15 protein-coding genes and 2 tRNA genes are annotated in these 17,487 nt (G+C 69.1%); 8 read left to right on the top strand and 9 right to left on the bottom strand.

The features are described from left to right. The first annotated feature begins 77 nt into the window (after positions 1 to 77). Entirely contained in the window at positions 78 to 671 is a 594-nt protein-coding gene (locus tag DR_RS00395; RefSeq protein ID WP_010886722.1) for a TetR/AcrR family transcriptional regulator, read from the top strand. Between the two features lie 104 nt (positions 672 to 775). After that, the gene (gene pta / locus DR_RS00390) at positions 776 to 2,884 is read left to right on the top strand and encodes a phosphate acetyltransferase (protein WP_027480235.1); all 2,109 of its coding nucleotides are present in this window, start codon (positions 776 to 778) and stop codon (positions 2,882 to 2,884) included. Between the two features lie 135 nt (positions 2,885 to 3,019). On the opposite strand, the gene DR_RS00385 is transcribed toward pta, so the two are convergent. Together DR_RS00385 and DR_RS00380 are read right to left on the bottom strand one after the other, a co-directional pair. Then, complete coding sequence (locus DR_RS00385; RefSeq protein ID WP_027480236.1) at positions 3,020 to 3,499, bottom strand: hypothetical protein; 480 nt, start codon at positions 3,497 to 3,499, stop codon at positions 3,020 to 3,022. A gap of 188 nt (positions 3,500 to 3,687) precedes the next feature. Continuing rightward, a tRNA-Arg gene (locus tag DR_RS00380) sits at positions 3,688 to 3,764 on the bottom strand. A gap of 106 nt (positions 3,765 to 3,870) precedes the next feature. Here DR_RS00380 and DR_RS00375 point away from each other — a divergent pair. Next, complete coding sequence (locus tag DR_RS00375) at positions 3,871 to 5,832, top strand: peptidylprolyl isomerase (protein ID WP_234944657.1); 1,962 nt, start codon at positions 3,871 to 3,873, stop codon at positions 5,830 to 5,832. 155 nt (positions 5,833 to 5,987) lie between these two features. Here DR_RS00375 and ddrB read toward each other — a convergent pair whose 3' ends face one another. From ddrB to DR_RS00355, 4 genes are all read right to left on the bottom strand, one after another. Continuing rightward, on the bottom strand, positions 5,988 to 6,554 hold the full coding sequence (gene ddrB / locus DR_RS00370; RefSeq protein WP_027480237.1) for a single-stranded DNA-binding protein DdrB: 567 nt from the start codon (positions 6,552 to 6,554) through the stop codon (positions 5,988 to 5,990). A gap of 88 nt (positions 6,555 to 6,642) precedes the next feature. After that, complete coding sequence (locus DR_RS00365; protein WP_010886717.1) at positions 6,643 to 7,005, bottom strand: hypothetical protein; 363 nt, start codon at positions 7,003 to 7,005, stop codon at positions 6,643 to 6,645. 101 nt (positions 7,006 to 7,106) lie between these two features. Continuing rightward, positions 7,107 to 7,481 (bottom strand): hypothetical protein, encoded by a 375-nt coding sequence (locus tag DR_RS00360; RefSeq protein ID WP_010886716.1) that lies wholly within the window; start codon positions 7,479 to 7,481, stop codon positions 7,107 to 7,109. Further along, positions 7,478 to 8,407, bottom strand: a complete 930-nt coding sequence (locus DR_RS00355; protein ID WP_010886715.1) for a hypothetical protein — start codon at positions 8,405 to 8,407, stop codon at positions 7,478 to 7,480. Before DR_RS00355 ends, DR_RS00360 begins: the two co-directional genes overlap by 4 nt. A gap of 39 nt (positions 8,408 to 8,446) precedes the next feature. On the opposite strand from DR_RS00355, the gene DR_RS00350 reads away from it, so the two are divergent. Continuing rightward, positions 8,447 to 9,235, top strand: coding sequence for an APH(3') family aminoglycoside O-phosphotransferase (locus DR_RS00350; protein ID WP_027480238.1), 789 nt, complete (start codon positions 8,447 to 8,449; stop codon positions 9,233 to 9,235). Positions 9,236 to 9,404: 169 nt separating this feature from the next. Here the strand turns inward: DR_RS00350 and DR_RS00345 are convergent, their stop codons facing one another. Next, positions 9,405 to 12,023: a DEAD/DEAH box helicase gene (locus DR_RS00345; protein WP_010886713.1), complete on the bottom strand. Its 2,619-nt coding sequence runs from the start codon at positions 12,021 to 12,023 to the stop codon at positions 9,405 to 9,407. Positions 12,024 to 12,157: 134 nt separating this feature from the next. On the opposite strand from DR_RS00345, the gene mqnC reads away from it, so the two are divergent. From mqnC to DR_RS00325, 4 genes are all read left to right on the top strand, one after another. Then, a complete protein-coding gene (mqnC, locus tag DR_RS00340) occupies positions 12,158 to 13,348 on the top strand; it encodes a cyclic dehypoxanthinyl futalosine synthase (RefSeq protein ID WP_010886712.1) in 1,191 nt (396 codons plus the stop codon). Positions 13,349 to 13,437: 89 nt separating this feature from the next. Further along, positions 13,438 to 14,319, top strand: a complete 882-nt coding sequence (locus tag DR_RS00335; RefSeq protein ID WP_010886711.1) for a DegV family protein — start codon at positions 13,438 to 13,440, stop codon at positions 14,317 to 14,319. A gap of 54 nt (positions 14,320 to 14,373) precedes the next feature. Further along, positions 14,374 to 15,360 (top strand): ABC transporter ATP-binding protein, encoded by a 987-nt coding sequence (locus tag DR_RS00330; RefSeq protein WP_010886710.1) that lies wholly within the window; start codon positions 14,374 to 14,376, stop codon positions 15,358 to 15,360. Between the two features lie 76 nt (positions 15,361 to 15,436). After that, a tRNA-Gln gene (locus DR_RS00325) sits at positions 15,437 to 15,510 on the top strand. 71 nt (positions 15,511 to 15,581) lie between these two features. On the opposite strand, the gene DR_RS00320 is transcribed toward DR_RS00325, so the two are convergent. Together DR_RS00320 and DR_RS00315 are read right to left on the bottom strand one after the other, a co-directional pair. Next, positions 15,582 to 17,030: a hypothetical protein gene (locus DR_RS00320; protein ID WP_164927942.1), complete on the bottom strand. Its 1,449-nt coding sequence runs from the start codon at positions 17,028 to 17,030 to the stop codon at positions 15,582 to 15,584. Continuing rightward, a complete protein-coding gene (locus DR_RS00315) occupies positions 17,011 to 17,439 on the bottom strand; it encodes a hypothetical protein (protein ID WP_010886708.1) in 429 nt (142 codons plus the stop codon). Before DR_RS00315 ends, DR_RS00320 begins: the two co-directional genes overlap by 20 nt. Positions 17,440 to 17,487 lie beyond the last annotated feature (48 nt).

Here is a 17,487-nt window from a genome sequence, read left to right as displayed (position 1 = left end):
TAAGGAAACGTATTATTCTCCCACGCCCTACGCACCGTCAAGTGACGCACCGTTATGTTTAATGTTAGACTGATATCATGACCGTCTTACCCCGCCGGCTGAGCGCTCAGGAACGGCGCCAGCAAATCCTGGACATGGCCGCCGGCCTCTTTGTCGAGCGGGGGTTCGAGAGCGTGACGGTGGCCGACCTGGCGCACGAACTCCAGACCTCGCGCCCCACCATCTACAGCTATTTTCCCTCCACCGAGGCGATTCTCGACGCCCTTCTGCAACAGCGGCTCGCCGGCCTGCTGCAACGGCTCGACCCGCTGCTCGCCTCGCTGCGGCCCGAGAGTCTGACCGAGCAGCAAAGCCACGTCATCGAGGTGGTCTTCCGCTTCCTCCTCGGCGAGGCCGACACGCTGCGGCTGCTGCACAGCGGCGGGGCGCCCACTTTTCAGGCCCGGCGCCACGCATTCCTCAGCGAACTCGGCGAGCGGCTGACCCTGTCGCCCGAACTGCTCATCCGGCGTGACCCCGAGCTGCTGCTGCTGCTCACCACGCTGCTCGACAGCCTCGCCTTCCGGGCCGTCACCGACCCCAGCCTCGACGCCGAGCAACTGTCTCAGAGCCTCAACACCTTCGTGGTGGGCGGAGCGCAGGCCCTGCGGGAAGGGCGCAGCGCGGGCTGAACAGGACTGACGACGCGGGGGAGCGCGGGGGGTGGGGTAGCCTTTTGGCAGGCCCCATCCCCTTTTTCCTGCCCCTGTCTCCCCCCGTTCCCAAGGAGTCCCGCATGAAAACCCTGTTTCTCGCACCCACCCGCAACGGTGTGGGGCTGTCGAGCACGGCGCTCGGCCTCGCCCGCGCCCTGGAGCGCCAGAGCCTGAAAGTCGCCTTTCTCAAGCCGATTGCCCAGACGTATGAACCGCGCACCGACGACAGCGTGCACTTTGCCCGCGCGGTGGCGCACCTGACCACGCCCGACCCGATTCCACTGACCCGCGCCGAGGAGCTGCTCAGTCAGGGTGGCGAGGAAGACCTGATGGAGCAGGTGATTGCCCTGGCGCGCGAGGCGGCGGGCGAGGGCAGCGACGTGCTGATTGCCGAGGGGCTGGCACTCAACGAGCGCAACGTGTACGCGGGCACCCTCAACGCCCGGCTCGCCCGCAACCTGGAGGCCGACACCGTGCTGGTGAGCAGCCTCGCCGGGGTCACGCCCGCCGAACTCGCCGATGAACTGGAAATCGCCGCACAGGGCTACCGCCGCAGCGACGGCTCGGGGCTGGCGGGTTTCGTGCTCAACTTCGCGCCGCGTGAGCTGGATTTCGGCTCGCTGATGGCCGAGTTGCGCTCGCGCAGCCGGGTGCTGGCTTCGGGCGAACTGCCGCTGCTCGGCGTGGTGTCGCTCGACCCGGCGCTGCGACAACTGCGCACGCTCGACGTGGCCCGCGCTCTGGACGCCGAAATCATCAACGCGGGCGAGGCCGAAAGCCGGCGCGTGAGCAGCACGGTGGTCACTGCCCGCAGTGTGCCGCAGATGACCAACCTCTTTACCTCCGGGGCGCTCATCGTGACCCCCGCCGACCGCGAGGACGTGATTATGGCGGCGGCGCTCTCGCATCTCAGCGGCACACCGCTCGCCGGGCTGATGTACACCTCCGGCAGCGCGCCCGAGGCCACCATTCAGCAACTCTGCGAGGTGGCGCTGACGAGCAGCCTGCCGGTGTTGCGGGTGCCCACCAACTCCTTCGAGACGGCCTCGCGCCTCGTGCACCTCGATTTCCGTGTGCCGCACGATGACCCGCGCCGCATGGACCGGATGCTCGACTACATCGCCGACCGCCTCGACACCGTGCCGCTCGGTGCCCGACTGCGCGCTCCCGGTGTGGCAGGCGAGCGCCGGCTGCCCCCAAGCGCCTTTCGCTACGAACTCATTCAGCGCGCGCGGGCGGCGAATAAACGCATCGTGCTGCCCGAGGGCGACGAGCCGCGCACCGTCAAGGCCGCCATCCGCTGCACCGAAAAAGGGATTGCCCGCTGCGTGCTGCTCGCCCCACCCGAGAAAGTGCGGCAGGTGGCGCAGGGGCAGGGCCTCGAACTGCCCGAGGGCCTGGAAATCATCGACCCCGAAACGGTGCGCGGCAAGTACGTCGCCCCGATGGTGGAACTCCGCAAGAGCAAGGGGCTGACTGAGCCGCAGGCCGAGGCGCAACTCGAAGACAGCGTGGTGCTCGGCACCATGATGCTGGCGCTCGGCGAGGTGGACGGACTGGTGTCCGGCGCGGTGCACACCACCGCCAGCACGGTGCGCCCGGCGCTGCAACTCATCAAGACGGCGCCCGGCAGCTCACTGGTCAGCTCGGTGTTTTTCATGCTGATGCCCGAGCAGGTGCTCGTCTACGGCGACGCGGCCATCAACCCCGACCCCAACGCGCAGGAACTCGCCGACATCGCCATTCAGTCGGCAGACAGCGCCCACGCCTTCGGGATTCCGGTGCGGGTGGCGATGCTCAGTTATTCCACTGGCGAATCGGGCAGCGGCGAGGACGTGGAAAAGGTCAAGGAAGCCACCAAACTGGTCCGCGAGCGCCGTCCCGAGTTGCTGGTGGACGGCCCGCTGCAATACGACGCCGCCAGCGTGCCGAGCGTGGGCCGCTCCAAAGCCCCCGACAGCCCGGTGGCGGGGCGCGCCACGGTCTTCATCTTCCCCGACCTCAACACCGGCAACACCACCTACAAGGCCGTGCAGCGCAGCGCGGGCGTGGTCGCCGTGGGGCCGATGCTTCAGGGCCTGCGCAAGCCGGTCAACGACCTCTCGCGCGGGGCGCTGGTGGACGACATCGTGTACACCATCGCCCTCACGGCTATTCAGGCGACCCAGAGCGCGGCGGATTGCGGTTGAATCGCTCACACTGAGCGATGAAACCCGAGCGGAGCGAGAAGCAATGGAAACGTGCTGCGGGAGATGGACTGAAATCCAGTTCTTTTCTAGATTTCAGGGAATCGGACGCAGTACGCCTCAGACCGACACCTCAGCTCATTGCCCGAACGCCGGCAGCAGCTCCGGCTCATGCTGCACGGCGTAGCCCCGCGTCAACAGCCTCAGTTGGGCAGGCGGGGTCGTGCTTCCCGGCAGCAGCAGCACGCCCGCCAGGGGGCCACTGCGAACCAGCGTGCCGGCGCCCTGCTTCGTCTGAACCGCCTGACCGTTCGGTCCAGCGAGGTCGGCGGGGGCGAAGGGCGGCTGCTGCACCGTCATCTGCCAGCCCTGGGGCCGCTGCTCGCCGTCGTACTCGACAGTCACCGCCTGGGCCCCGAGCGGGGGGCGGGTGCGCCACTCGACCCGGCGCAGGCCCGCTGTGCCCGGCACCTTGCCGCGCTGGTCGGCCTGGGCGTCGTAAGAACCGTTGGCGGTAAACAGCACGCGGGTGGTCAGGTCGTCTGCGCCCGCTGAGGGAGAACGGCAGGCCGTGAGCAGGCCGGCGCCCAGCACCAGGGCCGAAAGGACTCGCTTCATGCGGGCATAGTAGTCCTCTGGCCGGGCCACGAAAGGAAGGACAGAAAAACTGGCGCCCACACGGCAAAACTGCCCTCATGTGTCTCAGGGGCGCGTGCTACAATCCGGCGCGTGCTTGTCGCGGAGCCGAGGCCCAGAATGCGAAGCGCCGCCCGTGAAGGCGGCGTCGCTTGCAGTGATGCTGTGGGTGGTGCACTCGACTGGACTCGAACCAGTGGCCTTTGGCTCCGGAGGCCAACGCTCTATCCACCTGAGCTACGAGTGCAGAGCTGGGGTAAGCTAGCACTTCGGCCCAGGTTGTGCAAGCCGGGCGGCCTGCGGGCTGCGGGGCGCGCAACCGGGCGAGACGACAAGCGAAACAGGGAGAATCAGTGAACAAGAAAACAGCCGTCAATGGCCTGCTGATCGGGCTTTCGGTGCTGCTGGTGGCCGGCATGGCCTACCAGTTCACGCCCAATGTGGGCAGCCTCTTTAACCGTCAGGAAGGCACCCCAGTCATCAAGGTCAATGGCGACGCCGTGACCGCCGAGCAGCTCGAAAGCGCCCGGCGCGCCAGCCCACTGCTCGCCGACGAACCCGGCAGCGTGCTCGCCGACGACGCCAAGGTGTATCTGGTGTCGCAGGCCATTGACCGGGGAGCCGTGCTCAGCGGCCTGAAAGACGTGCAGGTCAGCCGCGCCGACGTGAACGCCGAGGTGCAGAAGGTCCGCGAGTCCAACAAGCTCACCGACAACAAGGCCTGGACCGACGCCCTGCAAAGCAACGGCCTGACCGACGCGAGCTTCCGCACCCAGGTGCGCCAGCAACTTGCCTACCAGCGCAAAACCGACGAGCTGCGCAAGGCCGTGCCCGCCCCCACCGACGCCGAACTCAAGGCCTATTACGACCTGAACAAGAGCAAGTATCAGGCCGAGCCGCAGATCGTGGGGCGCCAGATCGTGGTGACCGACAAGGCCAAGGCACAGTCGCTGCTCGCCCAGGCGCGTGGCGGGGCCGACTTCGCCGTGCTGGCGAGCGCCAACAGCACCGAGAACAAGGACCGGGGCGGCGCCCTTGCGCCGCTCGACGGCAACCAGCCGCGCCCGGTGCTGCAAGCCGCGCTGCCGACCGCCGTGGGCGAAGCCGCCTTCCGACTGAAAAACGGTGGCCTGACCGACGTGATCGAATCGGGCGGCAAGTTCTACATCGTCAAGGTCGAGAAGTTCTTGCCCGGCCAGCCCAAGACCTTCGAGCAGGCCAAGACCGATGTCGTCAGCGCCGTGCGTCAGCAAAAGCAGAACGCCGCGCTCGAAAAATGGTCCGACGACCTGCGGAAAAACGCCCAGGTCGAGTACGTGGACCCCACCTGGAAGGTCGAAAACCCCACCGTGGCGAGCGTCGCCGGCCACAACATCCCCTACTCGGACGTGGTCGCGCAGGTCATGAACAACCAGCAGATTGCCGGGTTGATCGGCCAGCTGCCCGCCGAGCAACTGCCCACGCTGCTCAACAAGACCTTCAAGCCGCAGGTCGTGCAGCAACTCATTCAGGGCTACGCCGCGCCCAACATCGCCCAGAAGCTGGGGCTGTCGCTCAGCGGCTCGCGCCAGGAAATCGCCCAGCAGCTCGCCGCCTACGGGGCGCGCGACGTGAAGGTCAGCGACGCCGACGTGCAGAAGTACTACCGCGAGAACGTCAAGCAGTACGAGGTGCCCGCCAGCGCGACCCTCGACGAGGCGAGCTTCAAGGACAAGAACCAGGCCGCCGCCTTCCGCGCCGACTGGAACGGCCAGGGTGACTTCGTGACCGCCGCGAGCAAGGCCGGGGGCACCGTCAGCGAGCGCGGGCAGGTGAGCCCCACCGCCGACCAGACCACCGGCGCGGTGTCTCCCCTGACCGCCGCCGCCTTCGGCCAGAACCTGCGCAGCGTAGGCGCGGGCAGCTTGACCCCGGTGGTGCCGGTCGGTGACCGCTTCTCGGTGGGCTACGTGCGCGACCTCGTGCGCCCGACCACCCGCCCGCTGAGCGAAGTCGGCGACGAAATCCGCCAGGGCCTGCTGAGCAGCAAGCAGGCCGAAGCCGGGCAAGCCTTCCTCGACAAGCAGGTCAGCGCCCTGAGCCCCAAGAACAACCTCGACCAGGTGCTCGAGGCCCAGGCCAAACCGTCGCGGCGTCGGCTCCCAAAACCGAAACGCCCAAGACGACGGCGCCGGGAACGACGACCACCCCAGATGCGGCGGGAAGCAGCACTGCCCCGGCACAGACCAAGCCCACCGAAACGGCGCCGGCCAACCAAACCCCAGCAGAGTCGGCACCCGCCAACCCCTGAGCTAGAGCATTTGCCAGAAAAATAACTTGCCTCTGTTGACCCTCTACCGAGGGGAGAGGGCCTAGCGAAGCTAGGGGTGAGGGGTCTTTTTTACGGCAAATGCTCTAAGAAATACGCAACACGAAAGCAGGCCGCCTTCCTTCACCGGGGCGGCCTGCTTTTTGCGTCACGTTTCGCCGCTCAGAACGGCGTTTCTTCTTCCTGACCGGGCTGCACCGGGGGCCGAGCGGCGGGGCGAGCGGCAGTGGCCTGGGGACGGGCCTGGGCGGGCTGTCCCTGGGGCGCCGGGCGACCCTGACCGTTCCCCGCCGCGCCGCCGGGCACCGCGTAGCGCTCCTGCCGCTTGCCACCGCGGAAGATGGCGAGGCTGACGTATTCGATGTCGCCATCGGCCTTTTCGCGCACGTGCTGCGGGTCGCTGACCTTGGCGCCGCGGCTGTACTTGATGGCGGCAGGCAGCTTGAGCTTGCGGCTGTCCACGGCTTCGAGTTCGCGGCGGCGGTAGGCGTGGCCCCGGTGAATGACGAGTTCTTCGCCCTCGGGGCTCTTCCACTTGCGGGCGCCGATCAGCGACCAGTCGAAGTCGGCCTCGTTCTCGATGGGAAACTGGTAGCCCCCGGACGGAATCTCGCCGCTGGTCCAGCCCAGGCGGCCATAGTGGCGCTGTACGTCCAGCAACCGGCTTTCATGCTCCACGTTCACCGTGACCCGCGCACCCAGGTCGGTGATAAATTCAATCTGCAACATCTGCCTCCTCCTTACGTAAATAACATAACACATCGGGGAAGCCGGTGCCAGTGTCCCGCCTCCCAGCAGAGGCCGGGCACCAAGACCTTCAGATTCGCAAGAGCCCGAACAGCCGCCGCTCGGGTTTGCGGGCGGGCGCTGGAGCAGGGAGGCTGGGCATGGTCACCCGGCGCTGCAAGCCGCAGTGCACGCACTCGATAAGCGTGGGGCCTTTGCTGGTCATCTGGTGCAGGCAATCGCTTGCGCGGCAGTAGGCGGCGTAGGCGCGGGCTTCGGCTTCCTCCGGGGTGCCCGCCTCCGCCGTGTAGAAGGGCTGCTTTTGCTCGTCGGCGCGGCCATCTTCGATGAGGACGAAGGTGTGCGTATAGGTCGTGACGGGCTTGACGTCCTTGCCGTCGGGCTCAACACGGCGGAAGGTGCCTTTACGCTGCGAGGCGCCGTGCCATTTCATGCGCGCACGAGAGCAAAGCTGTTCTCACAGGGTTATGACCCTGGCCGAACCTTCAGGTTTTCCCCTAGCCCAGATGTTGCGGGCGCTCGGGGCAGGTGGTCTTAGCGGCGCCCGCCCATGCGCGGCGGCGACTTGCGAACGCCCGCATAACGGTTTTTCTCGCGCCGCTTGTCCAGCGTGTTGGTTGCGGGTTGCCCCGCTCTGGCGCCGGGCTGGGGGGGAGGCGTCTGAAAGCGCCGGGGCATGAAGGTATCTATGTTGAGAAACCGCGCCGCCGGGATGTAGAGCAGCAGCACGAAAAGCAGGCTGCCCCAGAAGGTGTTGAGGTAAGGCCGCAGCGGCGTGAGGTTGAGCAGGCTGCTCAGAACGGTCGCCAGCAGCACGAACAAAAACAGCCGCACCGCCAGCTTGAGCAGCTTGGGGCGGGTGAAGCCGGGATGGGGGTCCGGCGTGGTCAGCCAGCGCCAGAAATTCATGCGCCGCTCTCCCCATCACTGGCCGGGCTGTTCGCTGGGCGAACGCGGCCCCCGGAGGCCAGACGCTCGGCGAAAGCGTCGAGTTCGGGCCAGGCGGCCTGCGGCCCGTCCGCGCCGGGCGTGTCGAGGGTGAGGTGCAGCGCGGGCTTGTGCAGTTTGTCGGCGATGCGCTGGAGCGCCGCCTGGGTCGCGCCGTCGCGGGCCGGGGCCACGAAGACCAGCCCCGTGACCGCGCCCTTGCCGGCGAGCAGCGAGGCGGCGCCGAACAGTTCGCGTTCGCCAGCGGGAACTTTGTGTGCCTGCTCCATGCGCTCGGCGCGGCGCAGGGCGTCGGCATGGGGCACTTCGTAGCTGAACACCGGGTAGAAGTCCAGCGCTTCGAGGGCCGGGCGCAGGCCCGCCGCCAGCACTGGCTCTTGCAGCAGTGGGCGCGGGCCGATGACGGCGACGGTGGTGCGCGACGCCCGCGACAGAGCCGGCAGGTCGGTGCGGGCGGGTTGGGCGAGCAGGCGCACCCGCTCCAGCGCGAGGCGCACGCCGCCGGGATTCTGCGAGAGGCGCAGGCCGAGCGCCGCCGCCTGGGCTTCGAGCGCGTCGAGTTCGCCGGTCCGTTCGGGCACCGGGAGCAGGATGGGCAGCCCGCTGATGCGGCGGGGCAGCAGTTCGCTCAGCGCTTCGCCCCAGGCGTCGCCCGCCACCGCCGGCCACTCGGGGAGCAGGGCGGCGTCCACCCGGTCGAGCGCCAGAATCCGCCCCAGCGCGAGTTGCACCACCGGCGACTCGCCGGGCAGGCTCTGCGCCCCCAGCGCCAGCGCCTCGGCGTCACCCAGCGCCGGGGTCTGGGTCGGCACGCCCAGTTCCTTGAGGTACGCCGCCCAGTAGGGCGTGAGCGGCGCGGCGGGGGAGTTCAGGAGTCCAACCTTCATTCTGGGTAGTGTACCGCCCCTGCTTTATCCTGCCGCGTGATGTCCGACGCCTCTTTGCCCGCCCTGACCCTACCTCCCGCCCTGCGCCGCGTCCTGCCCGCCGCCCGCTGGGAACGGGTCACGGAGGGCGAAAGCGGGGCCGGGGTGTGGCGCAGCACCCGCTTCGTGGTCAAGGTGCAGTCGCGCACGCTCTACCCCGCGTCCACCCTGCTGCAAGAGCGTGAGCGGCTGCGCTGGTTCGCCGGGCGGCTGCCGGTGCCGCAGGTGGTCGCTTACGAAGACGACGGCGAGCAGGAATACCTCGCCATGACGCGGCTGCCGGGCATTGCCATGAGCCACCCCGACGCCGCGCTGCACCCCGAGCGGATGGTGAACCTGCTCGCCCGCGCCCTGCGCGAACTGCACGCCCTGCCGGTGCGCGACTGCCCCTTCAACATGAGTCTCGGCGTGCGCCTCAAGCTCGCCCGTGAGCGGGTGGCGGCGGGCGTGGTGGACGAGAGCGACTTCGACGAGGAGCGGCAGGGCCAGAGCGCCGTGCAGGTCTTCAACCAGCTCGCCCGCACCCGCCCGGCGGAGGAAGACCTGGTGGTGACGCACGGTGACGCCTGCTTGCCCAATGTCATCGTGCAGGGCGAGTACGTGGAGGGCCTGATTGACCTGGGCCGCGCGGGCATCGCGGACCGGCACATGGACCTCGCGCTGGCGTGGCGCAGCACCCGCCGCAATCTGGGGGCCACCTACGCGGGGATGCTGCTCGACCTCTACGGGCGCGAGCTGGTGGATGAGGGGAAGCTGGCGTATTACCAGTTGCTGGACGAGCTGTTTTAGGGGAGTTATGACCCCTCACCCCTGCCTTCGGCAGGCCCTCTCCCCCTGGTAGAGGGTCAAACTGCGCTGTTGTCCCTCGCCCCTGGCGGGAGAGGGAGGGAGCCGCAACGCGGCGGAAGGGTGAGGGGGCGTCCACGGAGCGTCCTTATAAAGGATGCTCGCAAGATTTCTACCGTCGTCCCGCCGCCTGCCCCTGCACCACGCTCAGCCCGGCGTATTTGACGAGCAGGCGCTTGTAGCCGTGGCCCGGAAAGTACACCAGCACCTCGCGGGCGTCGCCGCTGCCCGAGCCCTGGGTCAGGATGCCTTCGCCGAATTTGGCGTGGGCGAGGCGCAGGGGCGCCGTTGTGTTGACCGCCCGCTGCAACTCGCGGCTGGGAATGCCGAGGCGGGCGCTGACCTCGGGAAGTGAAAGGCCGTGCAGGTCCAGCAGTTCGCGCGCTTGCTGCGGCCAGTCGCCGGGCAGGGCGGGCGCCACGTCGGGGATGACCTCGGCCTCGGCGGGGGCGGGTTGCAGGCCGAGCAGCTCCTGCAAGAACAGCGCCGTCGCCTGCTTGTCGGTGGGGCGCCGCTCGCCGCTCGGGAGCAGGGGTGAAAAACAGCGGCTGACCGCGATGCACTCAAAGCAGCCGTGCGGAGACGTGCAGCACGTTTTGGTCGCCAGCACGTGCGCCCGCCGCAGCAGGTCGTCCATCTGCTCAAAGGCGCGGCGCGAGACGCCCAGCCCGCCGCGCCAGTCGTCGTAAAGGAAGAAATAAGCGTCGTGGCCCTCGCGAAAGGCCCCGGCGAGGTCGCCCTCGTCGCAGGCCACCCGCTCGGGGATGAGTTTCATCAGCAGGTGCTTGAGCGTGTGCGCCACGGCGGTGGGCCGCTCGGTGCGGGCCGGGTCAATGCCGACTTCCAGCGCCGAGGTGCGAAAGGGCGGCAGCTCGATGGGGTCGTCGTAGAGCTGCTCAGCGAGTTTCTGGTCCTGCATCCGGTCCTGAATGCGCCCGCCGCAGTTCGCGCACACCCGCTCTAAGGGGGCCGGGTCGCGGTCGCAGCCGGTGCAGACGCGCTCGAAGACCTGCCGCATCACCGTGTAGCCGGTATAGATGCGCTGCACCACGACTTCGCCGTGCCGGTAGGCGAGCGGCCCGCGCCGCACCCACTCGCCCATTTTCACCGGGCGGACCTGGGTGGAATACAGCCCCCGCGTGAAAAGGTCCGCCGCCAGATGCTTCTCCACGATGATGGCCGTCCCGCGCGCTGTGTCCTCCCAGCGCAGCACCTTGTAGCCCTGACCGTCAAGCGTGAACACCGCACCCTCGTGCTTCTCGGTCAGGGCGTAGTGCTGGCTCGGCGATTCGAGCGGCGCGTCGAAGGCCCGCAGCCCGCGCTCCTGCCAGTCTTTTTCCTCAATGACGGCGAAGGTCGCGCTCCCCTCGCCGCGCAGGTTCCAGTAGCTCGGCCCCGGCCGCGGCAGCGCGGGCAATCCCGCCGCACGGAATTCGGCGTTGCGCCGCGCTTGATGGCGGGGGGACAGGTAGGGGTTGCCCGCCTCCACCACCGCCTTTTCCAGCGGCCCGGTGAGCAGTTCGCGGAAGTTGCCGAGGTTGGAATAAAAGGCGTCTACCGGCTGCGGCACGCCCTGTTCGTTCAGCGCCGGGAGGTAGAGCACCAGCCCCGGCGCCACGCGGCCCGCCCGCCCCGCCATCTGCCGGAAGGCCATGCGCGAGCCGGGGTAGCCGTCGATGATGACCACCTCGAGGTCGCCGATGTCCACCCCGGCTTCGAGCGCGTTGGTGGCGAACATCACACCACTTTTCGTTCGGCGAAACTCGCTGAGGCGCCCCTCGCGGTCACTCGTGCCGGCCATATAGAGGTGAACGTGCGGGGCGTAGCGCGACTGCGAGCGGTAGGTGGAGTACAGCCGCGCCGCCCGTGAGCGGCCCCGGAAAAAGGCGAGCACCTTGAGGTCGTGATGAATGCTGGCGCTCACCACGCTGTCCCAGAAGCGGCGGGGCTGCCCCCGGTGGTCGGCGAGGTAATAGCGCTTGCCGTGCCGCGCCGCGCCCGACTCGCCGACCTGCTCGGCCTCCACCCCCACGAGTTCGCGGGCAAATTCGGCGGGGTTGCCGATGGTGGCGGTGGACAGCACGACCTGCGGGTTCGCCCCTAGTGCGCGCGCGAGGTCAAGGAGGCGCCGCAGCATCCCCGCCACCTCCGAGCCGAAGCCGCCCCGGTAGGTGTGCGCCTCGTCGAGCACGATAAATTCCAGCCGCCGCAGAAAGTCGCGTACGGCGGGCTTGTCGAGCGCCCAGTGGAGCTTGTCGGGCGTGGCGGTCACCATCCGCACGTTGCCGGTAAATACGTCGCCCGGTTGCGCCGAGCCATGAAAGGCGGCGATGTCCCAGCCGAAGCCACCCTTTTCCCGGAAGGCCCGCAGTTTGTCGCGCTGGTCCTGCCCGAGCGCCACGAGGGGATAGACGAACAGGGCGGTGGCCTCGGGCTTTTGCTCCAGCCGCTCGAACACTGCGGGGAAAAAGGCGCCCGTCTTGCCGCTCGCCGTCGGCGTGGTGATGATGACGTTTTTGCCCGCGTGCATCAGCCGGTAGGTGTCGGCCTGGTGGGCGTAGACTTCGGAAAAGCCGAAGCCGCGCTGCACGGCCTGCGACCAGCCGAGGCTCGCCGCACTCACCGTCTGCGCCTCGCGCACTTCTTCCTCGTGCAGCAGCGTGGCCCCCGCCCCCAGGATGTCCCGCAAAAACAGTTCCAGGCGGGCGTAGGGGGAGCGGGCGGGCAGCATCAGGACAGTGTAGGGCGGCCCACGCGAGCAAAGGGGAACTGAGACGGGTTTGCCTGCCGGGACCCGCCGGACTGGCCCGCGCCTTTGACCGACACTCCACAAATGCCGCTGGCCCCCGGTGCTACCCTCGCCGCATGACGGCTGCCTTTCCGCCCCTTTCCCCCGAACTCGGTCAACTGGCGCTGGACCGGGCAGCGCAGGGCGAGCGCCTCGGCGCCGACGAACTCGAGAGCCTGTATCACCTGCCGCTCCCGGCGGTGGCTGCCGTCGCCCACGACCTGCGGATGCAGCGGCGCGACCCGGACGTGGTCAGCTTCCTGATTGACCGCAACATCAACTACACCAATATCTGCAACGTGGGCTGCAACTTCTGCGCCTTTTACCGCACCCGGCGCCAGAGCGACAGCTACACGCTGGATTACGAGCAGATTTCGGCCAAGATTCGGGAACTCGAAGCGGTGGGGGGCACCCGCATCCTGCTGCAAGGCGGCGTGAACCCCGAACTCGGGCTCGACTACTACACCGGGATGCTGCGGCACGTCAAAGCGCATCACCCGACCATTCAGATCGACGCGTTTTCGCCCGAAGAAGTGCTGTTCATGGAAAAGTCGTTCGGGCTGAGCCTCGACGACCTGCTCGACACCCTGATGGACGCGGGGCTCGACGGGCTGCCCGGCGCGGGCGGCGAGATTCTGGAAGACGACGTGCGGCAAAAGGCCGCGCCCGCCCGCATCCGCTCGGGCGACTGGTTCCGCATCATCGACGCGGCGCAGCGCAAGGGGCTCTACACCATTGCAACGATGGTCATCGGCTTCGGTGAAACCTACGCCCAGCGCGTGAGCCACCTGCTCAAGATTCGCGCCCAGCAGGACAAAGCGCAGCGCGAGTACGGCGGCAACGGCTTTTTCGGCTTCGCGCTGTGGACGCTGCAAACCGAGCACACCCGCCTGCACGGCAAGGCCCCCGGCGCCACCGCGCACGAGTATTTGCAGCAGCTCGCCGTCGCCCGCATCGCGCTCGACAACCTGCCCAACTTGCAGGCGTCGTGGCCCGCGCAGGGGTTCAAAGTCGGGCAGGCCGCGCTGTACTACGGCGCCAACGACCTCGGCTCGACCATGCTCGAAGAAAACGTGGTTTCGGCGGCGGCGGGCCACGACCGGCACGCGGCGACCGTGCGCGAACTGATTCGCATCGCGGTGGACGCGGGCTTTACTCCCGCCATTCGCAACAGCCGCTTCGAGATTCTGTCCTACCCCGACGTGGACGCAGCGCTGGGCCGCCTCGCCGCCAACCCCGAGGCCGAGCGCGGGGTGGGCGCGAACTAACACCATCGCGAGCTAAAACCCCGGCCCACCCCCGGAACCCGGCGCCCTCCTCCTGACTTGTTCCTGCCGACCCGCCCCTGGAGAAGCCCATGCTCCTGCGCCGCCGAGCCGCCGCCCCACCGCCTTCTCTAAAGGTGATTGTCGACGCGACTGCCGACCTCTCGGAGGCGGACCTCGCGCGCAGCGGCGTGTGGCAACTCGCGTCGGTGGTGCGGGTGGGGGGGCAGAGTTATTCGAGCACTGAGCTGAGCCCCGAGCGGCTGCTCGCGCTCATTGAGGCGCAGGGGGCCGCGCCGGTCATCGAGCCGCCGAGTGTGGACGCCTACGAGCAGGTCTTCCGTCAGGCGCTCGCGCAGTCGGACGAGGTGCTGAGCCTGCACCTCTCGTCGCGGCTGTCGGTGTCTTTCGCCTGCGGACAGGAGGCCGCCCGCGCTTTCGGCTCACGGGTGCGGGTGCTCGACAGCCCGGCGGGGAGCTACGCGCTGGGGTTGCAGGCGTTGCGCGCCGCGCGGCTGGCGGCGGGGGGCCACAACGCCGCCGCCATCGTCAGCGCCCTGCGCGCGGTGCAAGCGCGGCAACTGATGCATTTCACGGTGAGCGACGTGCGCTTCATGCACCTCAGCGGGCGCATTACGCCGGTCACCGCGCCGCTGGAACGCAGCCACGACGTGCAGCCGATTTTCCGTTATCACCACGGACTGGTCGAACTTACCGCCCGCGCGCCGGATCATGAGGCGGCAATGCGGCAGCTCGCCCGCAGCGTGACGAAATTCGTGACCGAGACGCTGCCGGAGGGCGCCCGCGTCGCCTTTCTCCACTCGCCCGGCGGTGAGGAGGGCGCCGAGCGACTGCGCACGCTGCTGAGTGCCAGCGGGCTGACCTACGAGGACGCCGGCACCCGCAGCATCGGCAATCACCTGCTGGCAGTCACCGGCCCCCGGGCGACGGGCGTGGTGGCCGAGCCGCTGTAATTCCCTCTGGTCAAGGCGTGTGGGGACCCATTCATCCGGGGTACAGTTCTGGGCATGACCGCCGCCGCGCCCGCCCTCTCCCTGCGTGGTTTGAGCAAGGCGTTCGGCGCGGTGCAGGCGGTGGGGGACGTGTCGTTGGAAGTGCAGGCCGGGGAAACATTGGCGCTGCTGGGACCGTCGGGCTGCGGCAAAAGCACCGTGCTGCGGAGTGTGGCGGGCCTGGAACGCCCCGACGCCGGGCAGGTGCTGGTCGGCGGGCGGGACGTGACGGCGCTGCCGCCGGAAGCCCGGCACCTCGGGCTGGTGTTTCAGGACTACGCGCTGTTTCCGCACCTGAGCGTGCTCGACAACGTGGCGTATGGACCGCGCCGGCGAGGGTCAAGTCGCCCGGACGCCGCGCAGCAGGCGCGTGAGGCGCTGGCGCTGGTCGGCCTGAGCGAGCACGAGCGCCGCCTGCCCGCGCAACTTTCGGGCGGGCAACAGCAGCGGGTGGCGCTGGCCCGCGCTCTGGCGACCCGCTCGCCGCTGCTGCTGCTCGACGAACCGCTGAGCAACCTCGACGAGAAACTGCGCTCGGAACTGAGGCACGACCTGCGCGGGCTGTTCGGGCAACTCGGCGCGGGGGTGCTGCTCGTCACCCACGACCAGCGCGAGGCGTTGGCGCTGGCCCACCGGGTCGCGGTGATGCGTGCCGGGCACGTGGTGCAGGAAGGCGCGGCAGCGGACCTCTTCGCCCGGCCCGCAACGGCGTGGGTGGCCGAGTTTCTGGGCTGGACCAACGTTTTCGCGCATCCGCAGGTCAGCGGTCAGGCCCTGCTCGTTCCTGAGAGCGCCGTGCAACTGGGTGCCGGGGGCGAGCTTCTGAGGGTGCTCTCCAGACAGCGCAGCGAGACGGGCGAAACGGTCACGCTGGCGCACCCGCTGGGGCCACTCACCCTGTCCCTCAGCCCCCGTGAGGCAGCGGCGGCCAGCGGCGACGAGCTGCGCCTGACCGTGCCGAGCGCGGCGCTCTTGCAAGTGCCCGACGACCGCGAAGGCTGACGAACGGAGTTCACTGCCTGGGGAGCTTGACGCTGACCGCCCCGGCCCGCTAAAATGTTCTTCGCTTTGCCTGTGAAGGGATATGGTGTAATGGTAGCACAACAGATTTTGGTTCTGTTTGTCTAGGTTCGAATCCTTGTATCCCTGCCAGCAGCAAAAAGAGCCGGTCTCCAGTAAGAAGGAGGCCGGTTTTTTGATGGACTCTCTGGCCTTTGTTGCGGTTAGGCCTGCGCCGCCGCTTCCAGCATTCTCGGCAACAGCGCACACAGCGCGACCTGCGACCCTTCTCGCGCGATGACCACGCTCAGGTCGTGCAGCGGCAGCACCAGCAGGTCGCCCACCGTCACCGCCGCCTGACCGGGCAGCACCGCCACGAGTTCGGCGCGGTAGTCGGGGCGCAGGGTGAGCAGGCGGTCGCCGGGCAGCCGCACCTCCAGCGGGTCGGGGCCCAGGGGAAAGACGATGAAGTGGCCGGTGGCGGGCAGGACGGGGGGGCCGGCCTCCCGCCCGACAAGTGGGTCGGTGGCAGCTTCGCGCAGAGGCTCGGCAGCGGAAGCGGCGTGCTCGGCGGCCTGCTGCACCTGCGCGGCGTAGTGCGGCGGCAAGTGTAAGAGGGCCTGGGCGACCTGCGCCTCGTGCGCGACCTGCGCCGGAGAAAAGCGCCCCAGCAAAGGCTCCAGCCGTTGCAAGCTGCGCCGGGCGGCGGCCAGGCACTCGGCGGGCGTTTGAGCGAAGGCGACTTGACCGGAAGCGGGGTCATCGGCACGCGGCGGGTCTCCACGCAGACGCCGGGCCAGGGTGCGGGCCAGCCGCAGGCGGCCATGCTGCTCGGCAGGCAGCAGCAGCAGGGCGCAGGCGCGGCCCAGCGCGGCCAGCCGGGCGAGGTGCCGGGTCTGCGCCGCGTCGGCCCGGCGCCGCAACAGCACGTAGTCGCCGCTGAACAGCACCTGGAGTTGCTGGCCGCCCACCGTCAGAAACAGCTGGCGCTCGCTGGCGGGCAGGTCGGGCCGCAGCAGCGCGAGTTGCCCGCCGCTGACCGGCTGACTCGTTTCATCCTGCACCAGCAGTTGCCAGTTGGGGCCGAGCGAGCGCCACGACAGCCGCAGGCCCTGCCAGTGCGCCAGGCGGTCCGGTCCACCGAGGTGCAGCGTCAGGCCGTCGCCCGCTGCGGGGGCGCTCAGGGCGCTGGCCTCTTCCTGGGCGTAGAGCACCGAGTGGGCCGGCACCGTTCCCGGGAGCTGCCCAGGCGCCCGCGCGAGCCGCCGCGCCAGCCAGCGCCGGATGCGCTGCGCCGCCTCCCGCAGCAGCGGACGCTCACGCGGGTCGGCCCGCAGCGCGGACTGCGGCCCGGCACCCGCCCGCAGCACTTCTTCCAACTGCGCGCGCTCATGGGGGCTGCCGCCGCGCTGCCGGATGGCCGCGAGCTGCGCGAACAGGGCGTCGTCGCCGGGCTGCGGGGGAAAAGGGTCGTCCTCCACCCGGTCGAGCGCTTGCCACACCTGCGCTGCCCCGCCGGGAAGCAGCAACAGGTCGCCCAGCGTGCGGGCGAGTTGCCGCACCACCTCGCTGTTGCCCAGCGACACCAGCACGTCGCCCGCCCCCGGCACCGGAAAAGGCGTGGGCAGGCGGCGCTGCGCCCGCTCGGCGTTCTCAGTCACCGCGTACAGCACGCGCAGGGTGGGCTGCCCGGGCTCCTGGCGCAGCCGCTGGGTCCACGGCGTGCAGTTCGGCCATCAGGTCGGCGTGCCAGGCGAGTTGCCGCAGCTCGGCCCAGGCGGCGGCTTCCTCGGCGTTGTGGGTGGCCGGGGCGGACCAGTCGGGAGCGGGGGGGTGGTGCGGCGCCCCTGCCTGTGCCTGAGACCGGGCCTGCCACCACGCGCTGTACTGACGGTCGGCCTGAATGAGCCGGCGGCGCAGCGGGGGCGGACAGGCGCTTTGCCGCAGGTGCCCACGCAGTTCGCGGACGCTGCGTTCGCCGCCGCGCGGCTCGCGTCCGGCCAGCAGATCGCCGACCTGATACTCGAAAAGTTCGAGCAGCCAGGCCAGGGCGAGGTCGCTGGGCGGTTCGGAAGTCGGCACGCTGCGGACAGTCTGGCACGCGTCCTCCCTCTCCCGTCACCGTGAGGT

Origin of the sequence: Deinococcus radiodurans R1 = ATCC 13939 = DSM 20539, assembly GCF_000008565.1 — a bacterium.
Lineage (GTDB): Bacteria > Deinococcota > Deinococci > Deinococcales > Deinococcaceae > Deinococcus > Deinococcus radiodurans.
The sequence above is the reverse complement of the archived record's forward strand: the minus strand, read 5'-3'. Positions and strand labels throughout refer to the sequence as shown.

What these genes read in the sequence shown, in the direction of transcription:
- DR_RS00395 (WP_010886722.1), top strand. Translation starts at nt 78, where the DNA reads ATGACCGTCTTACCCCGCCGGCTGAGCGCTCAGGAACGGCGCCAGCAA.
- pta (WP_027480235.1), top strand. Translation starts at nt 776, where the DNA reads ATGAAAACCCTGTTTCTCGCACCCACCCGCAACGGTGTGGGGCTGTCG.
- DR_RS00385 (WP_027480236.1), bottom strand. Translation starts at nt 3,499, where the DNA reads ATGAAGCGAGTCCTTTCGGCCCTGGTGCTGGGCGCCGGCCTGCTCACG.
- ddrB (WP_027480237.1), bottom strand. Translation starts at nt 6,554, where the DNA reads ATGTTGCAGATTGAATTTATCACCGACCTGGGTGCGCGGGTCACGGTG.
- DR_RS00365 (WP_010886717.1), bottom strand. Translation starts at nt 7,005, where the DNA reads ATGAAATGGCACGGCGCCTCGCAGCGTAAAGGCACCTTCCGCCGTGTT.
- DR_RS00360 (WP_010886716.1), bottom strand. Translation starts at nt 7,481, where the DNA reads ATGAATTTCTGGCGCTGGCTGACCACGCCGGACCCCCATCCCGGCTTC.
- DR_RS00355 (WP_010886715.1), bottom strand. Translation starts at nt 8,407, where the DNA reads ATGAAGGTTGGACTCCTGAACTCCCCCGCCGCGCCGCTCACGCCCTAC.
- DR_RS00350 (WP_027480238.1), top strand. Translation starts at nt 8,447, where the DNA reads ATGTCCGACGCCTCTTTGCCCGCCCTGACCCTACCTCCCGCCCTGCGC.
- DR_RS00345 (WP_010886713.1), bottom strand. Translation starts at nt 12,023, where the DNA reads ATGCTGCCCGCCCGCTCCCCCTACGCCCGCCTGGAACTGTTTTTGCGG.
- mqnC (WP_010886712.1), top strand. Translation starts at nt 12,158, where the DNA reads ATGACGGCTGCCTTTCCGCCCCTTTCCCCCGAACTCGGTCAACTGGCG.
- DR_RS00335 (WP_010886711.1), top strand. Translation starts at nt 13,438, where the DNA reads ATGCTCCTGCGCCGCCGAGCCGCCGCCCCACCGCCTTCTCTAAAGGTG.
- DR_RS00330 (WP_010886710.1), top strand. Translation starts at nt 14,374, where the DNA reads ATGACCGCCGCCGCGCCCGCCCTCTCCCTGCGTGGTTTGAGCAAGGCG.